The organism is Micromonospora lutea, assembly GCF_016863535.1.
Lineage (GTDB): Bacteria > Actinomycetota > Actinomycetes > Mycobacteriales > Micromonosporaceae > Micromonospora > Micromonospora lutea.
The window spans coordinates 232,674-253,414 of sequence record NZ_BOPB01000002.1; the positions used below are offsets into that span (position 1 = coordinate 232,674).

18 protein-coding genes are annotated in these 20,741 nt (G+C 71.4%); 10 read left to right on the forward strand and 8 right to left on the reverse strand.

The window, feature by feature from the left end:
• The first annotated feature begins 111 nt into the window (after positions 1–111).
• A complete protein-coding gene (gene ctaD / locus Vlu01_RS02480; RefSeq protein WP_203992442.1) occupies positions 112–1,869 on the forward strand; it encodes an aa3-type cytochrome oxidase subunit I in 1,758 nt (585 codons plus the stop codon).
• Positions 1,870–2,300: 431 nt separating this feature from the next.
• Here the strand turns inward: ctaD and Vlu01_RS02485 are convergent, their stop codons facing one another.
• The 4 genes from Vlu01_RS02485 to Vlu01_RS02500 all read right to left on the reverse strand — a co-directional run bounded on the left by Vlu01_RS02485 (position 2,301) and on the right by Vlu01_RS02500 (position 8,182).
• Complete coding sequence (locus Vlu01_RS02485; RefSeq protein WP_203993539.1) at positions 2,301–3,536, reverse strand: MFS transporter; 1,236 nt, start codon at positions 3,534–3,536, stop codon at positions 2,301–2,303.
• 71 nt (positions 3,537–3,607) lie between these two features.
• A complete protein-coding gene (locus Vlu01_RS02490; protein WP_203992446.1) occupies positions 3,608–4,189 on the reverse strand; it encodes an isochorismatase family protein in 582 nt (193 codons plus the stop codon).
• Between the two features lie 14 nt (positions 4,190–4,203).
• Entirely contained in the window at positions 4,204–5,490 is a 1,287-nt protein-coding gene (locus tag Vlu01_RS02495; RefSeq protein WP_203992476.1) for a nicotinate phosphoribosyltransferase, read from the reverse strand.
• Positions 5,491–5,506: 16 nt separating this feature from the next.
• Positions 5,507–8,182, reverse strand: a complete 2,676-nt coding sequence (locus tag Vlu01_RS02500) for a LuxR C-terminal-related transcriptional regulator (protein WP_203992480.1) — start codon at positions 8,180–8,182, stop codon at positions 5,507–5,509.
• Between the two features lie 285 nt (positions 8,183–8,467).
• Here Vlu01_RS02500 and Vlu01_RS02505 point away from each other — a divergent pair, with 285 nt between their 5' ends.
• The 9 genes from Vlu01_RS02505 to rdgB all read left to right on the forward strand — a co-directional run bounded on the left by Vlu01_RS02505 (position 8,468) and on the right by rdgB (position 15,275).
• Positions 8,468–9,898 carry a P-loop NTPase family protein gene (locus tag Vlu01_RS02505; protein WP_239095647.1) on the forward strand — a complete coding sequence of 477 codons (1,431 nt, stop codon included), beginning with the start codon at positions 8,468–8,470 and terminating at the stop codon, positions 9,896–9,898.
• 157 nt (positions 9,899–10,055) lie between these two features.
• Entirely contained in the window at positions 10,056–10,346 is a 291-nt protein-coding gene (gene clpS, locus Vlu01_RS02510; RefSeq protein ID WP_203992486.1) for an ATP-dependent Clp protease adapter ClpS, read from the forward strand.
• A 2-nt stretch (positions 10,347–10,348) separates the two neighbouring features.
• Entirely contained in the window at positions 10,349–10,843 is a 495-nt protein-coding gene (locus tag Vlu01_RS02515) for a DUF2017 domain-containing protein (protein WP_199172393.1), read from the forward strand.
• Positions 10,844–10,897: 54 nt separating this feature from the next.
• Positions 10,898–11,386: a M67 family metallopeptidase gene (locus tag Vlu01_RS02520; RefSeq protein WP_093401918.1), complete on the forward strand. Its 489-nt coding sequence runs from the start codon at positions 10,898–10,900 to the stop codon at positions 11,384–11,386.
• Between the two features lie 67 nt (positions 11,387–11,453).
• The gene (locus Vlu01_RS02525) at positions 11,454–11,813 is read left to right on the forward strand and encodes a MoaD family protein (protein WP_203992489.1); all 360 of its coding nucleotides are present in this window, start codon (positions 11,454–11,456) and stop codon (positions 11,811–11,813) included.
• A gap of 10 nt (positions 11,814–11,823) precedes the next feature.
• A complete protein-coding gene (locus tag Vlu01_RS02530) occupies positions 11,824–12,789 on the forward strand; it encodes a PLP-dependent cysteine synthase family protein (RefSeq protein ID WP_203992492.1) in 966 nt (321 codons plus the stop codon).
• A gap of 266 nt (positions 12,790–13,055) precedes the next feature.
• Positions 13,056–13,802: an MBL fold metallo-hydrolase gene (locus Vlu01_RS02535; protein ID WP_203992495.1), complete on the forward strand. Its 747-nt coding sequence runs from the start codon at positions 13,056–13,058 to the stop codon at positions 13,800–13,802.
• 86 nt (positions 13,803–13,888) lie between these two features.
• Positions 13,889–14,617, forward strand: coding sequence for a ribonuclease PH (gene rph, locus Vlu01_RS02540; protein WP_203992499.1), 729 nt, complete (start codon positions 13,889–13,891; stop codon positions 14,615–14,617).
• Between the two features lie 52 nt (positions 14,618–14,669).
• Positions 14,670–15,275, forward strand: a complete 606-nt coding sequence (gene rdgB / locus Vlu01_RS02545; protein WP_203992518.1) for an RdgB/HAM1 family non-canonical purine NTP pyrophosphatase — start codon at positions 14,670–14,672, stop codon at positions 15,273–15,275.
• 94 nt (positions 15,276–15,369) lie between these two features.
• Here rdgB and hutH read toward each other — a convergent pair whose 3' ends face one another.
• Genes hutH through Vlu01_RS02565 form a run of 4 tightly spaced genes read right to left on the reverse strand, consistent with a single transcriptional unit; the run spans position 15,370 to position 20,731 of the window.
• Entirely contained in the window at positions 15,370–16,905 is a 1,536-nt protein-coding gene (hutH, locus tag Vlu01_RS02550; protein WP_203992532.1) for a histidine ammonia-lyase, read from the reverse strand.
• Entirely contained in the window at positions 16,902–18,098 is a 1,197-nt protein-coding gene (hutI, locus tag Vlu01_RS02555; RefSeq protein ID WP_203992535.1) for an imidazolonepropionase, read from the reverse strand. Before hutI ends, hutH begins: the two co-directional genes overlap by 4 nt.
• Positions 18,091–19,452, reverse strand: coding sequence for a formimidoylglutamate deiminase (locus Vlu01_RS02560; protein ID WP_203992538.1), 1,362 nt, complete (start codon positions 19,450–19,452; stop codon positions 18,091–18,093). Before Vlu01_RS02560 ends, hutI begins: the two co-directional genes overlap by 8 nt.
• 58 nt (positions 19,453–19,510) lie before the next feature.
• Positions 19,511–20,731: an allantoate amidohydrolase gene (locus Vlu01_RS02565; RefSeq protein WP_203992541.1), complete on the reverse strand. Its 1,221-nt coding sequence runs from the start codon at positions 20,729–20,731 to the stop codon at positions 19,511–19,513.
• Positions 20,732–20,741 lie beyond the last annotated feature (10 nt).

The window sequence follows — 20,741 nt, forward strand, 5'->3', positions numbered from 1 at the left end:
CCGGGCGACCCCACGCGGTGCTCCCACCTGCCGGGGACTATCCTCCTTGCGGATGACGGCCCGCCGATACAGCGCGTGCCGAGCGGGACAACCCAGAACCGGAGGCCCCTCGTGACCACCGTCGCACCCAAGCCGGTCGTGACCCGGCCCTGGCCGGTCCGGGAGCCGGTCAAGGGGTCGGCCATCGCGCGGCTGCTGCGGACCACGGACGCGAAGCAGATCGGGATCATGTACATGGTCACCGCGTTCGCGTTCTTCATGATCGGTGGCCTGATGGCCCTGATCATGCGGGCCGAGCTGGCCCGGCCCGGGCTGCAGTTCCTGTCGCCCGAGCAGTACAACCAGATGTTCACGATGCACGGCACGATCATGCTGCTGTTCTTCGCGACGCCGATCGTGTTCGCGTTCGCCAACTACCTGGTGCCCATCCAGATCGGTGCTCCCGACGTCGCCTTCCCGCGGCTGAACAGCTTTGCCTACTGGCTGTACCTGTTCGGCGGCACCCTGGCCACCGCCGGCTTCATCACTCCGGGTGGGGCGGCGGACTTCGGCTGGACCGGGTACACCCCGCTGGCCAACGCCGAGCACTCGCCGGGCGTCGGCGCCAACATGTGGGTGATGGGCCTGGTCATCTCGGGTCTGGGCACCATCCTCGGTGCGGTCAACATGATCACCACGGTGCTGACGCTGCGCGCGCCCGGCATGACCATGTTCCGGATGCCGATCTTCACCTGGAACATCCTGGTCACCAGTCTCCTGGTGATCCTGATCTTCCCGCTGCTGGCCGCCGCGCTGCTCGCGCTCGCCGCCGACCGGCTGCTCGGTGCCCAGGTCTACAGCGCGGACACCGGCGGGCCGATGCTCTGGCAGCACCTGTTCTGGTTCTTCGGCCACCCCGAGGTGTACGTCGTCGCGCTGCCCTTCTTCGGCATCGTCAGCGAGATCATCCCGGTCTTCTCCCGCAAGCCGATCTTCGGCTACAAGGGTCTGGTCGCCGCGACCATCGCCATCGCCGGCCTGTCGATGAGCGTCTGGGCGCACCACATGTTCGCCACCGGTCAGGTGCTGCTGCCCTTCTTCAGCTTCCTGAGCTATCTCATCGCCGTGCCGACCGGCATGAAGTTCTTCAACTGGATCGGCACCATGTGGCGGGGGCAGATCAGCTTCGAGACGCCGATGCTGTGGTCGATCGGCTTCCTGGTGACGTTCCTCTTCGGTGGTCTGACCGGGGTGCTGCTGGCCAGCCCGCCGCTCGACTTCCACCTGCACGACTCGTACTTCGTGGTGGCGCACTTCCACTACGTGCTCTTCGGCACGATCGTGTTCGCGGTCTTCGCTGGCATCTACTTCTGGTTCCCGAAGATGTTCGGCCGGATGCTCGACGAGCGGCTCGGCAAGATTCACTTCTGGCTGACCATGATCGGCTTCCACACCACCTTCCTGATCCAACACTGGCTGGGCAACGAGGGCATGCCCCGGCGGTACGCGGACTACCTGCCGAGCGACGGCTTTACCACGTTGAACATGATCTCCACGATCGGTGCCTTCATCACGGGCATCTCGACGTTGCCGTTCATCTACAACTGCTGGAAGTCCTACAAGGCCGGCCCGGTGGTTGAGGTCGACGACCCGTGGGGCCACGGCAACTCGCTGGAGTGGGCGACCAGCTCGCCGCCGCCGCTGCGGAACTTCGACCGGATGCCGCGGATCCGCTCCGAGCGGCCCGCCTTCGACCACAAGTTCCCGGAGTTGGCTGCCGGGCAGACCCTGGCCGGTCCGCCCGAGGGCGGTGCCAAGCCGCTGACCAGCGAATCCGACGGTGGTGCCAGCTACACCGAGGATGTGGCCAGCGACATCGACCGCCGCTGACCCACCGCGTCGCACGACGGGCGCCGATCCCTCACCAGGGTCGGTGCCCGTCGTCGTTGCTGTCCACCGACCTGCCCTCCACCGACCTGCCCTCCACCGGCGGCCCTCGCTCTCCGTAGCGAGCACCCCTGTGCCCTCGGCAATGACTCTGCGTGATATCTCGGGGCTAACTGCCTGTTGTCCCTGCGCCCCCTTTGCTCTGCTTCAACCCACGCACTGGTGCCTGACCTGCGCAGACGCGACGGTTCGATGAAGAGATGTTGGCCAGGCAAGCACGGTGCGTGATTTCGTTGCGTCCGTGTAAGCAGAGCAAAGGGAGCGTGGGGAAGGGGTGGGGTGCCGGCGGACGGTTACCCAACGCGTACGCCGGGTCGATGTCGCGCCAGGCGAGTAGGCGCGGGCGGGACGGCTGGCAGCGCGGTGGGGCGAGGTCAGGAGACAGTCGGGGCGAGGGGCGTGGGAAGGCGCTCGTCGCCGTCTCGGGCGGCGGTGGCCGCGACGTCCGCGCGGCGGTGGCGAAGCTCGATCGGCAGTACCACCAGGGCCACCAGGGCACCGATCGCGCCGGTGACCGCGAACCCCCACAGCGGTGCCGAGGCGTCGATGACCGCACCGGCCAGCGGGGCGCCGACCGCGATGCCGACGGTGACCGCGGAGCCGTGCATGCCCATCGCCTCGCCGCGCACGCTGGCCGGGGCCAGCCGACTGACCGCGTCCGAGGTGGCCGCGATGGTGGGCGCGCAGAGCAGACCGGCCGGGATCAGGGCGAGGCAGAGCAGCCACCAGTGTGCCCCGCCGAGTCCGACCGGGATGGTGCACAGGCCCAGCGCGCCCACCAGCGCCACCGGAGAGAACGAACGGTGCACCGCCCCGTACGTGAAGCCGCCGACCAGTGACGCCACCGCCCAGATGGAGAGCACCGCGCCGGTGAAGCCGACATCGCCGTTCTCCCGGAGCACCGCGATGACCGCCACGTCGGTGCCGCCGAGCACGAGGGTCGCCGCGGCGCTGACGGCGAACACAGCGACCAGTCGTGAGGTGAGCCACTGCCGCCGGGCGACGCGCGGCTGAGGACCGGTCGACGCCTCGGCGGCGCTGCGTACCGCTGGGTTCAGCAGCCACAGCGCCACTCCGGCGACGACGATGCCGGCACCGACGAGATAGAGCGTGAGGCGAGCGGAGATCGTGGTGACCCCCACCGTGGCCAGCGCAGGACCGATCATGAACGACAGCTCGACCGACATGGAGTCCAGCGCGTACGCCGGCCGGCGCTTCTCCGCCGGCACCAGCGCGGCGATGGACTGCCGGATCACCGAGAAGATCGGCAACGCCAGCAGGCCGGCCAGGAACGCGGCCGGCAACAGCAGGTAGTACGACAACATCGGCGCGGTGGACCAGAAGGCGGCCTCGGCGACGGTGGTGAGCACCAGCACGGGCCGCAGGCCGCGACGATCCACCAGGCGCCCGAGCAGCGGGCCGCCGACCGCCGCACCGACGGTGATTGCCGCGCCGACCAGGCCCGCCGCACCGTAACCGCGCCCGAGATCCTGTACGACGTAGAACGTCAGCGTGACGCCGGTGGCGGTCAGCGGCACCCGGGCCAGCACCGCCACGAGCAGCAGCGACCGCAGACCGGGCAGAGCGAGCGCCGCCCGGTAAGGTTTCATGTTCACGTCGGTCCGTACCTCCGCCGGACATCCTTGACCGGCGGGGCGACGGCTGCCAACGAATTAGCGGCTCATGCGGCTTTGCTCACAGGGGCGCCGACCGTGGTGATCCCGGCACCCTCGAAAGCCCGCAACGCGACATCGGTGGTGTCCGGCGCGACGGCCGCCGTCAGGTCCAGCAGGACGGTGGTGGCGAAACCCTCCCGAGCGGCGTCCAGGGCGGTGGCCCGTACGCAGTGGTCGGTGGCGATGCCGACCACGTCGACCCGGTCCACGCCGTGTCGCCGCAGCCAGTCGACCAGGCTCTCGCCGCCCTCGGCCTGCCCCTCGAACCCGGAGTACGCGGCGGAGTACTCGCCCTTGTGAAAGATCGCCTCGATCCGGTCGGTGGCCAGCTCCGGGTGGAACTCGGAACCGGGGGTGCCGACCACGCAGTGCCGGGGCCAGGTGCTCACGTAGTCCGGCGAGTCGGCGAAGTGCGTGCCCGGATCGATGTGGTAGTCCTTCGTCGCGACGATGTGATCCCAGCGGTCCGGTTCGTCGGCCAGCAGCCGGGAGATCCCGGCCGCGACACCCGCCCCGCCGGCCACCGCCAGCGAACCGCCCTCACAGAAGTCCTTCTGTACGTCCACGATGATCAGCGCGTTGCTCATCGACTCCACTCCTCTCACTCGGCGGGTACCACGGTCACCGGGATGGCCGGGTCGCCCGCGGAAAGCTTGAGACCCTCCCAGGGGATCGAGATGAGGCACTGTCGCAGGTGCTCCCGCGACTCGTCCAGCGTCGGCAGGCTCACCGGCTCGCCGTCCACGACGTACGACCGCTGCAGCAGCCGGTCGTTGGGGCGGTGATCCGGCACACCCTGCGGGACGACGATCTCCTCGGTGGCGGTGCCGGTCGGCTTGTGCCGGCGGACGGCGACCTTGCGCCCACCGATGGTGGCCTTCTGCTCGGACCGCTTGACCACCGGGCGGCCCGCCACCTCCACCAGCTTGTAGACCAGCCCGGCGGTGGGTGCGCCGGAGCCGGTCACCACGGCGGTGCCGGCGCCGTACATGTCCACCGGCTCGGCGGCCAACGCCGCGATGGCGTACTCGTCGAGATCGCCCGAGACGATGATCTTCGTCTCGGTGGCACCGAGCGAGTCCAGCAGCTGCCGGGACTGCTGAGCGATGACCGCCAGGTCGCCGGAGTCGATACGCACCGCCCGCAGCTCCGGCCCGGCCACCTCGATCGCGTTCCGGATGCCCTGGCTGATGTCATAGGTGTCGACCAGCAGCGTGGTCTCCTTGCCCAGCGTGGCGACCTGGGAGGCGAACGCGGCCCGCTCGTCCTCGTGCAACAGGGTGAAGGCGTGCGCGGCGGTGCCGGCGGTGGGAATGCCGTACCGCTGGCCGGCGGCCAGGTTGGAGGTGAACCGGAAGCCGGCCAGGTAGGCCGCCCGGGCCGCGGCGACCGCCGCCTCCTCGTGTGCGCGCCGCGACCCCATCTCGATCAACGCCCGGCCGCGCGCGGCGGTGACCATCCGGGCTGCGGCGGCGGCCACCGCGCAGTCGTGGTTGAGCACCGACAACACCAGTGTCTCCAGCACCACGCACTCGGCGAAACCGCCGGAGACGGTCAGGATCGGCGAGCCGGGAAAGAAGAGTTCACCCTCGGCGTACCCGTCGATCTCGCCGCCGAACCGGTAGCGGGACAGCCAGTCGGCGGCGGGATCGTCCACCACACCGGTGCGGCGCAGAAACTCGATGTCGGCCGGGTCGAAGCGGAACTCGCGGATCAGGTCGATCAGGCGTGCGGTGCCGGCGACCACGCCGTACCGGCGGCCGGCGGGCAGCCGTCGGCTGAACACCTCGAACACGCAGGGCCGGTCAGCCGTACCGTCCCGGAGGGCGGCACTGACCATGGTCAGCTCGTAACGGTCGGTCAGCAGTGCGGGACGAAGGCTGTGCACCCCCTCAGACTAGGGTTCACGTCGTCGTCGTGCCGTCATGCCCCGGGATCGTGCCGAGGGCCACCCTGAGCTCTGCCCGGCTGGTCACCCCGAGCTTGCTGTACACGCGCTGCAGGTGGTTCTCCACCGTGCGGGCGGAGAGAAAGAGCTGCTCAGCGATGGCGCGACTGGTGCCACCATCCGCCGCGAGCCGAGCCACCTGCCACTCCCGGTCGGTCAACGTCGGAGTGGCCGCCTGCAGCGCGGGAGTGTGCACCATGTCACAGCAGGCGAGCAGCGCGCCGAGGCGTGCTCGGGCGTGGGCGACCTCGGGCGAGCGGCGTTGCCGCAACAGCTGCACGGCTTCGGCCGCGGCCTCGGCGGCCAGCAGATCGAGCCCGCGCTCTGCGAAGTCGTCGGCGGCGGCGAGCAACCCCTCCGGCACACCGTCGGCCGATGCCCTCGCGTGCCGCGCCAACAGCGGCGGCAACTCTCCGTCGACCTGCTCGGACAACTCCGTCATCCGCTGCGCGATGGTACGGCGGCTACCGTCGGAACACCTCGGCCCGGTCGGCACCCCGGCCTGCCCCAGCCGCACCAGGTCGTGCAGCGCCAGGGCCTCGTGCCCGGCGAAACCGTCAGCGCGGAGCCGATCCACCAGACTGTGCAGCCGGCTCACCGCTGTGGACAGGTCACCGGCGGCGGCCAGCGTCGCCACCCGGGCCTGTTCCAGCCACGGGTACAGCACGGCCATGCTCGGTGAGTGGAGACGGTCCGCCTCGGCCATCGCCTCGGCGGCCTGCCGCGCGTCTCCGCGCAGCGCGGCGGCCTGGGCCCGCTCCGACTGGGCCAGCCCCGCGTAGACCCGGCTGGTCGCCAGGACCGCACAGGCGCTGAGCGCGGCCTGCAACGCGGTGTCGCTGCGTCCGCGCAGCCGAGCCGCGTACGCCCGCAGGATAGCCAGGTAACCGGTGCCGAGCCGGAAGTCTCCCGCGTCGGCGAGGTCGGCGAACTCCTCGGCGACCAACGCGTCGATGCCGACGAGATCGCCGGAGAGGGCCAGCCGGGTGCCCCGGGCCAGCTCCACCGCCAGTTGCAGGTACGGCATGTCCGCCCGCCAGCTGGCCACCTTCGCCTGCACCAGGTCCACCGCCGCCGCACTGCGGCCCAACTGTCCCTGCACGGCCTGCAGGTGCGCGATCGTGCAGCGCGCCAGCTCGCGAGCGGCGATGCTGGCAGCCGGCCGGTCCAACACGCCCTGCGCGAGCCGTAGCGCGGCCGGCGCCTCCAGCCGGTGCAGCCGCATGATCGCCTCGAAGGCGCGGACCCGGGCCTGAGCGGCGGCGTCACCCAGCTTCGCGCCCTCGGCGGCGATCTCCTCCACAGTGGAGGCCTGGCTCAACCCCCAGTAGCTGACCATGCCGCGCACCGTCAGCCAGCGGCTGAGCCGTTCCTCCTGGCCGGCATCGGTGGCGACGGCATCGAGCACGCCGAGCGCCTCGGCGGGCCGGTCGGCGAACATCAGAATGGTCGCCAGCAGCTCGGCCGCGTCGAACCCGCCGTCGGTGTCGAGCGCCGCGCGGGCCAGCCGGGTCGCCAGGGGCACGTCGTAATGCGCGAACGCCTCAGCGGCCGCCGCGATCAGCATCGCCGGGTCCTGTGCGGTGCCGGAGGCCAGTCGCCACCTCGCAACCCGGAGCAGATCCTCCCGCCGACGCTTGCCGACCTTCTCCAACAGGTCCGCCAGGTTCGCCTGCAACCGGCGGGTCCGACTCACCGGGCACTGCCGGCGTACCACCTCGCCGTAGAGCGGATGCGCCAGTCGGACGTCGAGCCGCCGGTCGGACTCCACCATGGTGATGAGTCCACGTTCCTCGGCGTACTCCACGTCGTGCTGTTCCACGGCCTGATGCAGGAGCCGCAGGCCGAGCGGCTCGCCGAAGGCGACCAGCTCGACCACCGCCCGCACCCCGGGGGTGAGCTGACCGATCCGGATGTCGATCAGCTCGGTCAGGCTGGGTGCCAGATCCAGCCGGCCGGTCCAGGTCCAGACGCCGTACCTCTCGACGAGTTCACCGCTGTTGGTGGCCGCGTACACCAGCTCGCGCAGCAGCAGCGGGTTGCCGGCGCTGAGCCGACCGAGGCGGTCGGTGGAGCCGCTGTCCACCTGACCGCCGACGATGGCGTTGAGCATGGCGGCTGTCTCGTCCGGCGTCATCGGGCCCAACTCGGCCCGCTCGACCAGTCCGTCGGTCCACAGTGCCCGGATCGGCAGGGGGATCTGCTCTCCGTCGCGGAGGGTGCCGACCACGGAGGCGTTCTCGGCCCGGGCCACCAGATGCACCAGCGCGGCCGACGGTGGATCGAGCAGGTGGGCATCGTCGACCGCGAGGACGATCCGCCGGCCGGCGGCCTGCTGTTGCAAGACGTCGACGGCCCACCGCAGGATGCCGGCCGGGGACAGGCCCTGGGGCTGCTCCGGAAGCACCTGGACCAGCCCGCCGAAGGCCATCGCGGATGTGGTGGCACTGGCCGCGATGCGCCAGACGGCGTAGTTGTCGCCGGGCAACGCGTCGACGCCCTCGTGCAACAGCCGGCTCTTGCCGATGCCGGCGCTGCCGGTGAAGAGGATGCCGCGGCCGTGCACACCGGCCACCGCCACCCGGAGACGGTCGAGTTGCTCAGCCCGGCCCACGAAGCTCCACCGACTCATTCGCGCAGCATATCGATGGAACCGCGGCCCGCACGGTGGCGCGCGAGGGCCAACTTGAGTAGTCGCGGAGTTACCCGTGAGTATCGCAATTGTCCCGTTCCTGACGCTCGCACCCTTACTCTTCCGGAATCCGAATGTCGTCACCGGATGTTCACTGCGGCCGGTTCACCGGTCGCCCTGCCTCGGAGGCCGCGACTGATGAAGCCGGGCCCACTCCACCACCTCGGTACGCCTGACAACTCAGCGGGGCCACCTGGTCGCCGACCCTTTCCGGAGCGGCTCGGCGTGTCGACGACCGACGGGCGGGAGCCGATCGCCGTGGTGGCAGCCGGGCCGGCCAACGCTGGACGGACCGCCGTACTCGCCGCGCTACTGGAGATCGACTCGGGACTGCTCGCCGTGCCGGACGGTAGCTGGCTGGTGGTGCGGCACAGCGCCACGTCGACCCGGGCCGCCTACGTGCCCGGCTACCGCACGCCGCACTCGTACCGGCCCGACCTGCCGACGGCGGGGCCTGCGCTCGCCAGGCCGCCGCGCCGGGTCGAGCTGAGCCTGCCCCAGCCGTTGGTGAAACGCTTCGTGCTGGTCGACACGCCGGACATCACCACGCTGGGTGCAGCCGGGTGCGGCGTCCTGCTCGACGCGGTGGGCCGGGCCGGCGCGCTCCTGTTCGTGATCGCGGCTGACCAGTCGTTCGGCGCCGCGGAGCTGAACCTGTTGTCCGACCTCGCCGGGACCCCGGTGCGGGTGTTCTTCGCCGTCACGCCAGGCATCGACGGCTGGGCGGCCGGGGAGGGCACGGCGGCGGTGCGGGGTTCGGGGGAGTCCGGTGCCCCGGCGGTCGATCCGGTCACGGTCACCGTCGAGGCGCACCGGGCCGCGCTGCTCGCCGCCGTGCCCGGGCTGTCCGATGCCCGCTGGTTTCCCATCGCCACCGACGGCGCGACCGACGTGCGGCGGGCACTGGCGGACTGGGCCGCCGACGAGGAACTGCGACGGGGCAGCCTTGAGCCGCCCGAGTTGCCGGGCGAAAGTGGCCGGGTGCCGGTGCTGGCCGCACCGGACGAATGGTCGGAACACCTCGACCGCCAGGCTCGCACGGCCGCGCGTCGAATCCGCCAACACCTCGCCCTGGAACTGGCCAACATGCACATGCGGACGGTGCAGCAGATCGTCTTCGGCGTCGGCTGTGCCGGCCTGCCGCAACTGCTCGATCGCGAGATGGCGGCGCTGTCACTGCTGGCCACCGCGCAGTGCGACCACCATGCCGGCGAACTCGTCGATGACGCCGCCGGGCGGCTGTTCGGCGCGCCGTTGCCCGAAGGGGTTCGCCGGCGAATCGACAAGGCGGTCCGCTGGGGCCTGGTCGACGACGCCACCGGGCAGGAGATGGAGCGGGCGTTCCTCGTCACCAGTGCTGCGGGCGTGGCGACGCTGACCGGTGCGGCGGCGATCGACATGCTGTCCGCCTACCCCGCGCCGTCCCGTACGGCGGTGCTTCCGCCGGTGGCCGTGGCGTTGTCAGGAGGTTGCTGGCAGCACTGGCGTTCGCCCGGCAACAACGATCCGAGCGCGGCGCGGGCCTGGGCGCAGCGGGCGTTGCGGGAAATCGAGTTGGAGCTGTCACGGGAGGTCGCCCGCCGCTTCGAGGCGGTCCGCCTCTCGCTCGGCACGGTGCTGTCCGATGCTGCCGAACACGGCACCCTGCTCGCCTGACCGGGCCGCCGTCCACCCCGCCGGCAGGGCCGGTGGGGGGTCCGTCCATGCCCGGGACGCGACCGGCGGTGGCGACGACACGGCCGTGGGTGGCGATCCGGGCTGGTCCGGCGTTCCGGTTCCTCGATTCCCCGGATCCGGTGGCACGATGGGGGGCATGGCGGCTCCGCAGGTTGCACCGGTCGAGACTCCGGACACCCATGAGGTGCCGGCGGCTGACCGACCGTGGGTGACGATCGTGTGGGACGACCCGGTCAACCTGATGACCTACGTGACCTGGGTCTTCCAGAAGCTCTTCGGGTACAGCCGGGAGAAGGCCGAGGAGCTCATGTTGGATGTGCACCACAAGGGCAAGGCGGTGGTCTCCAGCGGGGCCCGGGAGCGCATGGAGCACGACGCCTCCCAGCTGCACGCGTACGGTCTCTGGGCAACGGTGGACCGGTCGTGAGCATGTTCCGACGCCGGGGTGACCGGTACGTCGCCACCTTCGCGGTCGACGAGGTGCGGGTGCTCCGTAAGGTTGCCTCCGAGGTGGTCGGCCTGCTCACCGACGGTTTCGACCACTCCGACCCGGTTGTCTGCCGACTCTTTCCGGAGGCGTACCCGGACGACGCCGCCGGCACCGCGGAGTTCCGCAGGTACACCGAGGGTGATCTCAAGACCGCGAAGATCGATCAGGCCGGCGCGATCCTTGCCGCGTTGCCCGGCGACAGCGGCGGGGAGGTACGCCTCGACGCGGAGGCGGCCGAGGCATGGTTGCGCGCACTCAACGACGCCCGGCTGGCGATGGGCGTACGGCTGGAGATCAAGGACGGGACGGACCTGGGCGCGGAACTCGACGACGCGGTCGCCGATGATCCGAGTTCCAGCCGCGTGTTCCAGCTTTCGGTCTACGCGTATCTCGGTTATCTCCAGGAGTCCCTGCTCAACGCCCTGATCGACTGACTGTGACCGGCACCGCCTCGCCGTCGGCCGCAATCTGACGCTACCCTTGGCCACGTGCTGAGCATCGACCGGTCGATCGTTGACGCGATCGTCGCCCACGCCCGTCGGGACCACCCCGACGAGGCCTGTGGCGTGGTTGCCGGTCCCGTCGGCAGTGACACGCCGACCCGGCACATTCCCATGGAGAACGCCGCCCGCTCGATGACCTTCTACGAGTTCGACTCGATGGAGCATCTGCGGGTGTGGCGCGAGATGGACGACCGGGACGAGGAACCCGTCGTCATCTACCACTCGCACACCGCCACCGAGGCGTACCCGTCACGGACGGACATCTCCTTCGCCGGCGAGCCCGGCGCGCATTATCTGCTCGTCTCCACCCGAGAGCCCGACACGGAGGAGATTCGCTCCTTCCGGATCGTGGACGGCGTGGTGACCGAGGAGCCGGTGCGGATCCTCGACGCCGGGGTGGATCCGCACGCCGTGCAGTCATACATGTTCGGGCAGAGCCCGGCGACGGTCGACTACGAGTGTTCGGGCCGCTGATCACCCTCAGCCCCGGTTCGCCCTTTCCCGTCACCGAGCACCACACCCGATCGAGGAGTACGACAACATGGCCATCGAGGTTCGCATCCCCACCATCCTGCGCAGCTACACCGGCGGCGCGAAGGTCGTCGAGGGCAGCGGTGACACGCTGAACGACCTGCTCGCCGACCTGGACTCCCGGCACGGCGGGCTGCGTGACCGACTGGTCACCGAGGCCGGTGCGCTGCACCGCTTCGTCAACGTCTACGTCAACGACGAGGACGTCCGATTCCTCGGCGCGTTGGACGCCAAGCTCAACGACGGCGACAGTGTGACCATCCTGCCCGCGGTGGCCGGCGGCGCGTTCGGGTTCGCCGCCGCGGCGGCAATGGCGCAGCACGTCGCGGTCGCGCCGGCAGCGGGCCGGGCGCGCGTCACCGCGAGCTGAGGCGGCCGCGATGGCGCGGTACGACAGCCTGTTGGACGCCTGTGGCGGGACACCGCTGGTAGGGCTGCCCCGACTGTCGCCGACGGTGCCCGAGGGGGCACCGCCGGTGCGGCTCTGGGCGAAGCTCGAGGATCGCAACCCGACCGGCAGTGTCAAGGACCGGGCCGCCCTGTTCATGGTCCGGGCCGCCGAGGCTGCCGGCCGGCTCCGGCCCGGCGACACCATCCTGGAGCCGACCAGTGGCAACACCGGCATCTCCCTGGCCATGGTGGCCAAGCTGCGGGGGTACCGGCTGGTCTGCGTGATGCCCGAGAACGTCTCCACCGAGCGGGTGCAGCTGCTGCGGATGTACGGCGCGGAGATCATTTTCTCGCCGGCGGCGGGCGGCTCCAACCAGGCGGTGGCCACGGCCAAGCAGATCGCCGGCGAGCATCCCGACTGGGTGATGCTCTTCCAGTACGGCAACGAGGCGAACGCCCGGGCGCACTACGAGACGACCGGGCCGGAGCTGCTGCACGACCTGCCGACCGTCACCCACTTCGTGGCCGGGCTCGGCACCACCGGGACCCTGATGGGCACCGGGCGCTACCTGCGCGAGAAGGTCGAGGGCGTCCAGATCGTCGCCGCCGAGCCGCGCTACGGCGAGCTGGTCTACGGGCTGCGCAACATCGACGAGGGATACGTTCCCGAGCTGTACGACGCGACCGTGCTGACCCGTCGCTTCTCCGTCGGCACCCGCGACGCGGTGCTGCGGACCCGGCAACTGGTGGAGGTGGAGGGGCTGTTCGTCGGATTCTCCACCGGCGCGGTGCTGCACGCGGCGCTGGCCGTGGCGCACGAGGCGGTGCGTGCCGGCCGCCGTGCCGACGTGGCGTTCGTGGTCAGTGACGGCGGCTGGAAGTATCTGAGCACCGGGGCGTACGGCGGGACGCTCGCCGACGCGGAGGAGGCGCTGGAGGGCCAGCTCTGGGCCTGACCTGCGACACGTTCGACGTGTGACGAGGCCATCGGCGTTCTGCCGGTGGCCTCGTCACGTCGGCTCGTCCGATCCGGCCACTTCGGTGACGGGTGGTCGATCGGACGGGCGAAACCGGTGTCACGTTGGTGACAACTTCCAGCAGATCATTCTTGCCCTTGCACGCGCGGGCGTAGGCTGCCCTGCGTGGCGTACGCGTCGGTAGTGATCACCGCCGGAGCGGCGGCCGGCACGATCACTACCTACCGTGACAGCGAGACAACTCGATGCGACTGACCGTCCTGGGCTGTGCGGGCAGCTTCCCCGGACCCGAGTCCCCCTGCTCCGCCTATCTGGTCGAGGCCGAGGACTTCCGGCTCCTGATCGACTTCGGCTCGGGCTCACTGTCGACCCTGCAACGCTACGCCGGGCTGCACGCCCCCGACGCCATCCTCCTGACCCACCTGCACTGCGATCACATTCTCGATGCCGCGACCTACGTGGTGGTGCGGCGCTACGCCCCGGACGGGCCGTACCCGCCGTTGCCGGTGTACGCGCCGGCCGGTGCCCCGGACCGGCTGGCCGCCGCGTACGGGCAGGAGGACAGCACCGTCGAGGACGTCTACCAGTTCTACGCGCTGCAACCCGGCACCTTCCCGATCGGCCCGTTCACCGTCACCGTCGACCGGGTGCTGCATCCGGTGGAGACCTACGGCGTACGCCTGGAGCACGGCGGCCGGGTGCTCTGCTATTCCTCAGACACCGCTCCCTGCGAGGCGTTGCTGCGTCTGGCCCAGAACGCCGACGTGTTTCTCTGCGAGGCCAGCTACCTCGACGGCGTCGACAACCCACCGGATCTGCACCTCACCGGCAGCGAGGCGGGTGAGGCGGCAGCCAAGGCCAACGTGGGGCGGCTGCTGTTGACCCATCTGGTCCCCGCCTGGGGCAGCGAGGCGCTCACCGTGGCGGCCGCCGCCGCGGCGTACACCGGCCCGTTGGAAGTGGTCCGCCCCGGCGCCAGCTACGACGTCTGATCCACCTCAGCGCGGCTTCGCGCCGTCGCCGCGGAGGAGCGGACACCCGGGGAGGGTTCGATCAGCGCACCACATAGGGTGCAGGCATGGCGCGACCTGACGGGCGGCGACCCGACCAACTTCGACCGGTGACCCTGACTCGTGGTTGGAGCACCCACCCCGAGGGGTCGGTGCTCGTGGAATTCGGTGGCACCCGGGTGCTCTGCACCGCCAGCGTCACCGAGGGGGTGCCGCGCTGGCGTCGTGGTTCCGGGCTGGGCTGGGTCACCGCGGAGTACGCCATGCTGCCCCGGGCCACCAACACCCGTTCGGACCGGGAGAGCGTCAAGGGCCGCGTCGGTGGGCGTACCCACGAGATCTCCCGGCTGGTGGGCCGGAGCCTGCGCGCCGCGATCGACCTCAAGGCTCTCGGTGAGAACTCGATCGTGCTCGACTGTGACGTCCTGCAGGCCGACGGCGGCACCCGGACCGCCGCGATCACCGGTGCCTATGTGGCGCTGTACGACGCGGTGAACTGGCTCGCCGGCCGCAAGGCACTGACCGGGAAGCCGGAAAAGGTGATGCACCGGTCGGTGGCGGCGGTCAGCGTCGGTGTGGTTGACGGCGAGCCGCGGCTGGACCTGTGCTACGACGAGGACGTGGCCGCCGAGGTCGACATGAACGTGGTCTGTACCGGCACCGGCGACTTCGTCGAGGTGCAGGGCACCGGCGAGGCGGGGATCTTCGCCCGCGAGCAGCTCGACGCCCTGCTCGACCTGGCCGTGGTCGGCTGCCTGGACCTGGCCGAAGCCCAGCGGAAGGCGCTCGCCCTGTGAGCGCGAGGAGTGAGCTTGCGAGCCCGCAGTCGCGAACGAAAGGTAGCTCAGCGTGAACAAGGTGCTGCTCGCCACGCGGAACCGCAAGAAGCTGATCGAGTTGCAGCGCATCCTGGACGGGGCGCTGGGCGCGCATCGGATCGCCCTGGTCGGGCTCGATGACGTCGAGGCGTACCCGGAGTTGCCCGAGACCGGGTTGACCTTCGGCGAGAACGCGCTGATCAAGGCCCGGGAGGGCTGCAGGCGTACCGGGCTGCCGACCATCGCCGACGACTCCGGGCTGGCCGTCGACGCGCTGAACGGGATGCCGGGGGTGTTCAGCGCCCGCTGGGCTGGGCGGCACGGCGACGACCAGGCCAACCTGCAACTGGTGCTCGACCAGATCGGCGACGTGCCGGACGAGCACCGGGCCGCCTCCTTCGTCTGCACCATCGCGCTGGTGCTGCCCGGTGGCAAGGAGCACCTGGTCGACGGCCGGCAGCCGGGCCGCCTGCTGCGCGCCCCGCGCGGCGACGGCGGATTCGGCTACGACCCGATCTTCCTCGGTGACGGCCAGGACCGCACCAACGCCGAACTGACCCCGCAGGAGAAGGACGCCGTCAGTCACCGCGGCAAGGCGCTGCGCGAACTGGCCGCCCTGATCGCCAAGGTCCTCTGACCGCCGCCGAGCCTGAGCATCAAGATCTTGGTACGACACTGCCCCTCGACGGGCACTTTCGTACCAAGATCTCGTTTCGCGTCGATCCACCGCACTAATCGAGGGTGCCGATCGCCTGCTCGATGGTGGTGCGGAGGGTGGGGGTGGCGACCACCTCGCGGGCGGCTTCCATGAGCGGGGCGAGGAAGACATCGGGGCCGGGCTCGCCGGCGATCTCGCCGAGCGCGGCGATGGCCGCCCGGCCGGCCGGCGACGGGGTGAGTGGCGCGCGTAGTTGCAGTCCGCGTACGGCGGCGAGCAATTCCACCGCGAGCAGGCTGGTCAGGTTGTCCAGCACGGTACGCAGCTTCTTGGTCGCCGCCCAGCCCATCGAGACGTGGTCCTCCTGCATACCGCTGGTGGGCAGCGAGTCCACCGAGGCGGGTGCGGCCAGCCGACGGTTCTCCGCGACGATCCCGGCCGCCGTGTACTGGGCGATCATCAGCCCGGAGTTGACCCCCGCGTCGGGGGAGAGGAACGCCGGCAGGTCCCGGGACCGGGTGACGTCGAGCAGCCGGTCCACCCGACGCTCGGCGATCGCGCCCACCTCGGCGGCGGCGATGGCCAGGAAGTCCGCGGCGAACCCGAGCGGGGCGCCGTGGAAGTTGCCTGTCGACTCGACCCGGCCGTCCCGCAGCACCACCGGGTTGTCCACCACCGAGACAAGTTCCCGGGCGGCGGTCGTCCGGACGAACTCCAGGGTGTCCCGGGCCGCGCCGGCCACCTGCGGGGCACACCGCATCGAGTAGGCGTCCTGCACGGCGTGGTCCACGTCGTCGCGGTGCGAGTCCATCACCGCCGAGTCCTGCAACAGCCGGTGGATGTTTGCCGCCGAGCGGCCCTGCCCGGGATGGGGGCGGATGGCGTGCAGTTCCGGTAGGAACGGCCGCTCCGAGCCGAGCATCGCCTCGATCGCCAGGGCGGCGGTCACGTCGGCCATGGTGAACAGGTGGGCGGCGTCGTCGATGGCGAGCAGCAGCATGCCGAGCATGCCGTCGGTGCCGTTGATCAGCGCCAGTCCCTCCTTGGCGGCCAACTCGACCGGGGCGAGACCGGCCCGGCGCAGCGCGTCGGTGGCGGGCATCCGGTCGCCGTCCGGGCCGAGCACCCAACCCTCACCGAGCAGCACCAGCGCGCAGTGCGCCAGCGGTGCCAGATCACCGGAGGCACCCAGCGAACCGTGTTCCGGCACCCACGGCGTGACCTCGTGATTGAGCAGGTCCACCAGGGCTTCGGCGACCAGCGGACGTACCCCGGAGTGGCCGAGGGCCAGCGAGCGGACCCGCAACAGCATCATCGCCCGTACCACCTCCCGGGGCATCGGAGCGCCGACCCCGGCGGCGTGCGACCGGATCAACGCGTGCTGCAACTCGGCGCGGCGCTCGGGAGCGACGAAGGTGTTCGCCAGCGCCCCGAAACCGGTCGACACGCCGTACACCGGACGGCCGGCGGCCTCGATGCCGTCCACGATGGACCGACTGGTGGCCATCGCGTCGATGGTGGCCGGGGCGAGGACCACCTTGGCACCGCCGCGCGCCACAGCGAGCACGTCGGCAACGGTGATTCCGGTGGGCTGGATGGTGACGGTCATCGCGGTACTCCGTTGTGCAGGACCTGGCGGACGAGAGGCACTCCGGGCCGGTAGGCCAGGTGCAGGTGAGACGGTGCGTCGAGGATGATCAGGTCGGCCCGGGCGCCGGGCCGCAGCACACCGATGTCGTCGCGGCGCAGCGCCCGCGCGCCGCCGGCCGTCGCGGCCCAGAGCGCCTCCGCCGGCGTCATCCCCATCTCGCGTACGGCCAGTGCGATGCAGAACGGCATCGACGAGGTGTACGACGAGCCGGGGTTGCAGTCGGTGGCCAACGCCACGGTGACGCCTGCGTCGAGCAGTCGGCGAGCGTCCGGGTAGGGCGACCGGGTGGAGAACTCGGCACCGGGCAGCAGCGTCGCCACGGTCGTCGTGCCGCCGTCCTCCTCGCCGACCCGGGTCGAGGCCAGCGCGTCGACATCGGCGTCGGTCAGGTGGGTGCAGTGGTCCACGCTGGCCGCTCCCAACTCCACCCCGAGCTGGACGCCCGGCCCCGGCCCGAGCTGGTTGGCGTGTACCCGTACGCCCAGACCGACGGCCTGCCCACAGGTCAGGATCGCCCGGGTGTGGTCGGCGTCGAAGGCCCCCCGCTCGCAGAACACGTCGATCCAGCGGGCGTGCGGCGCGGCGGCGGCCAGCATCGGCCCGCAGACCAGCGACACGTAGTCGTCCGGACGGGTGGCGTACTCGGCCGGGACCACGTGCGCGCCGAGGAAGGTGGTCTCCGCGCTGACCTCGGCGGCGATCCGCAGCGACCGGGCCTCGTCGACGACGGTGAGGCCGTACCCACTCTTGATCTCGATGGTGGTGGTGCCCTGCCGCAGCGCCTCCGCGCGCAGCCGGCGCACGGTGGCCCGCAGTTCGCCGTCGGAGGCGGCGCGGGTGGCACCGACCGTGGTGCGGATACCGCCACCGGTGTACGGTTCGCCGGCCATCCGGGCGGCGAACTCGGCGGCCCGGTCCCCGGCGAAGACGAGATGGGCGTGGCTGTCCACGAAACCGGGCAGCACCGCCGAGCCGACAGCGTCGATCCGGTGATCGGCGGCCGGCGCGTCGGCGGTCGGGCCGATCCAGACCACCTCGCCGTCCTCGACGAGTACCGCGACGCGTCGCCGGATGCCCAGCGGCCCGCCCTCACCCCGACCGGCTTCGTTGGTGACCAGTTCGCCGATGTTGTCCACCAGCAGGCTAGGCATCGGTAACTCCCCTGATCGCGCTCGTCAGCTCCTCGGGAACGTCCACGCGGACGTGCCGACCGTCGCGCACCAGCACCCGGCCGTCCACCACCACCTGCGCGACGTCGGCGGCGCTGGCCGCGAACCAGACACCCGCCGGGATCACCCCCGCCGTGCGTACGCTGTCCAGCCGTACCGTCACCAGGTCGGCCCGGTCACCGACCGCGATCCGGCCGGCATCGGTCCAGCCCAGCGCGGCATGCCCGGCCGTGCTCGCCGCGGCCAGCAACTCGGCCGGAGTGAAGTGGCCGCGTCGCCGGGTACGCAGCCGCTCGTCCAGCTCGACCGCCCGTGCCTCCTCGAACAGGTCGATCACGGCGTGGCTGTCGCTGCCCAGGCTGAGCGGAATGCCGGCGTCGGCCATCCGGCGGACCGGGCCGATACCGTCGGCGAGATCCCGCTCGGTGGTGGGGCAGAGGCAGACCCCGGTACGGCTCTCGCCGAGCAGACCCACGTCGGCGCTGGTCGGATGGGTGGCGTGCACCGCCGTGGTGGCCCGGCCGAGCACCCCGTGGTCGGCGAGCAGACGGGTCGGGGTGCAGCCGTGAACGGCCCGGCAGGCGTCGTTCTCGGCGGGCTGCTCCGACAGGTGCACGTGCAGTGGCGCGTCGCGGCGGCGCGCCCAGCCGGCGACGGTGGCGAGCTGCTCGGCGGGCACCGCGCGTACCGAGTGGATGGCCGCACCGAGACGCGCGTGCCCGCCGTCCGGGGTGAACGCGTCCAGCCGCTCCGCCCAGCGCAGCGCGTCACCGTCGCCGAACCGCTGCTGCGGCCCGACCAGTGGCCGGCCGTCCACCGAGGCGGTCAGGTAGCAGGTGTCCAGCAGGGTCAGCCGGACGCCCGCCTGGGCGGCCGCCTCGACCAGCGCGGCGCCCATCGCGTTCGGGTCGGCGTACCGGCTGCCACCCGGCCCGTGATGCAGGTAGTGGAACTCACCCACGCAGGTGACCCCGGAGAGCGCCATCTCGGCGTACACCGCCCGGGCCAGCGCCAGATACGAGTCCGGGTCCAGGCGGGCGGCGACGGCGTACATCTGGTCGCGCCAGCTCCAGAAGTCGCCGCGCCCGGAATGGGTGCGCCCACGCAACGCCCGGTGGAACGCGTGCGAGTGGGCGTTGGCCAGTCCTGGCAGCGTCAGTCCCGGCAGCCGCACCGCGTCGGCCAGCACGTCGACACCGGCGTCCGGCCCACCGTCCGGCGTGAGTGGGGTGACCCCGGTGATCCGGTCGTGCACCGTCTCGATCAGCACGTCCGGGGTCGGTGCGGCCTCGCCGGGAAGCCAGGCGTACTCCGCGAGCCAACGGGTCGAGGTCATCAGGCGCGCCCCCTGTCGAGCTGAACCGTTCGTGCTCTGCGGCGCTCGTCGCCCGCGCTCAGCGGCATGCCAGCTCCTTCAAAACCCGGGCCAGGGCGGTCACCCCGGTCGCGCAGTCGGCGTCGGTGGCCGACTCGGCGGGGGAGTGCGACACCCCGGTCGGATTGCGGACGAAGAGCATCGCGGTCGGCAGGTGCCCGGCCAGAACTCCGGCGTCGTGGCCCGCGCCGGTCGGCAGTACGGGCGCGTCGAGCAGCGTGGCCAGCCGGTCGGTCAGCCCGCCGTCGAAGGCCACCAGCGGGGTTGCCGACTCCTCGGTCAGCGTCACCTGCGTACCGTCGCGCCGGGCCCGCTCCGCGACCTTGCCGTGGACCGCCTCGACCAGCGCGGCGAGGGCCGCCGGCTCGGCCGCGCGGGCGTCCAGCCAGCCGGTCACCCGCGCCGGGATCGCGTTGGTGGCGTTCGGCTCCACCGCCACCCGGCCGACGGTGGCGTGGGCGGCGCGCAGCCGGGCCTCCTTGTTGGCGGCGAGCACCGTGAACGCGTACGTGAGCATCGGATCCCGCCGGTCGGCCATCCGCGTCGTACCGGCGTGGTTGCCCTCGCCGGTGAAGTCGAAGCGCCAGCGGCCGTGCGGCCAGATGGCGCTCGCGACGGCGACCGGCGCGTCCCGCTCGACCAGCGCACGGCCCTGCTCGACGTGCAACTCCACGAAGGCGGCGAAGCGGCCGATGAGCTCCGGCCGGGCACCCGCCGGCCGGGCACCCAGCGCCTCGGCGAAACTCACCCCGTCGGCGTCGCGCAACCCGGCCGCGCGCTCGACCTCCAGCGCGCCCGTGAGCAGCCGGGACCCCAGGCACGGGACGCCGAACCGGGCCCCCTCCTCCTCCACGAACGCCACCACCGCCACCGGCCGGGTGGGCGTGACGTCCGCGGCGCGCAGCTCGTCGACCGCGAGGAAAGCGCTGACGATGCCGAGCGGCCCGTCGTACGCGCCACCGTGCGGCACCGAGTCGAAGTGGCTGCCGGTCAGGATGGCGTCACCGACCTCCGGATCACCCCACCAGGCGAACAGGTTGCCGTTGCCGTCCTCGGTGACCGGCATCGCCCGCTCGTCGGCCTGCGCCCGGAACCACTCCCGCAACCGCAGCTCCGGCTCGGTCAACGCGTACCGCAGGTAACCGCCGCTGCGCTCGTCCCGCCCGATCGGCGCGATCTGGTCCCACAAGGTGCGGAACCTGTTAGGAAGGGCCCCTTCCTCTACCGTATGCGTTAACAAGGTGCCCTTC

What these genes read in the sequence shown, in the direction of transcription:
- Vlu01_RS02485 (WP_203993539.1), bottom strand. Translation starts at nt 3,536, where the DNA reads ATGAAACCTTACCGGGCGGCGCTCGCTCTGCCCGGTCTGCGGTCGCTG.
- Vlu01_RS02490 (WP_203992446.1), bottom strand. Translation starts at nt 4,189, where the DNA reads ATGAGCAACGCGCTGATCATCGTGGACGTACAGAAGGACTTCTGTGAG.
- Vlu01_RS02500 (WP_203992480.1), bottom strand. Translation starts at nt 8,182, where the DNA reads ATGAGTCGGTGGAGCTTCGTGGGCCGGGCTGAGCAACTCGACCGTCTC.
- clpS (WP_203992486.1), top strand. Translation starts at nt 10,056, where the DNA reads ATGGCGGCTCCGCAGGTTGCACCGGTCGAGACTCCGGACACCCATGAG.
- Vlu01_RS02515 (WP_199172393.1), top strand. Translation starts at nt 10,349, where the DNA reads ATGTTCCGACGCCGGGGTGACCGGTACGTCGCCACCTTCGCGGTCGAC.
- Vlu01_RS02525 (WP_203992489.1), top strand. Translation starts at nt 11,454, where the DNA reads ATGGCCATCGAGGTTCGCATCCCCACCATCCTGCGCAGCTACACCGGC.
- Vlu01_RS02530 (WP_203992492.1), top strand. Translation starts at nt 11,824, where the DNA reads ATGGCGCGGTACGACAGCCTGTTGGACGCCTGTGGCGGGACACCGCTG.
- Vlu01_RS02535 (WP_203992495.1), top strand. Translation starts at nt 13,056, where the DNA reads ATGCGACTGACCGTCCTGGGCTGTGCGGGCAGCTTCCCCGGACCCGAG.
- rph (WP_203992499.1), top strand. Translation starts at nt 13,889, where the DNA reads ATGGCGCGACCTGACGGGCGGCGACCCGACCAACTTCGACCGGTGACC.
- hutH (WP_203992532.1), bottom strand. Translation starts at nt 16,905, where the DNA reads ATGACCGTCACCATCCAGCCCACCGGAATCACCGTTGCCGACGTGCTC.
- hutI (WP_203992535.1), bottom strand. Translation starts at nt 18,098, where the DNA reads ATGCCTAGCCTGCTGGTGGACAACATCGGCGAACTGGTCACCAACGAA.
- Vlu01_RS02560 (WP_203992538.1), bottom strand. Translation starts at nt 19,452, where the DNA reads ATGACCTCGACCCGTTGGCTCGCGGAGTACGCCTGGCTTCCCGGCGAG.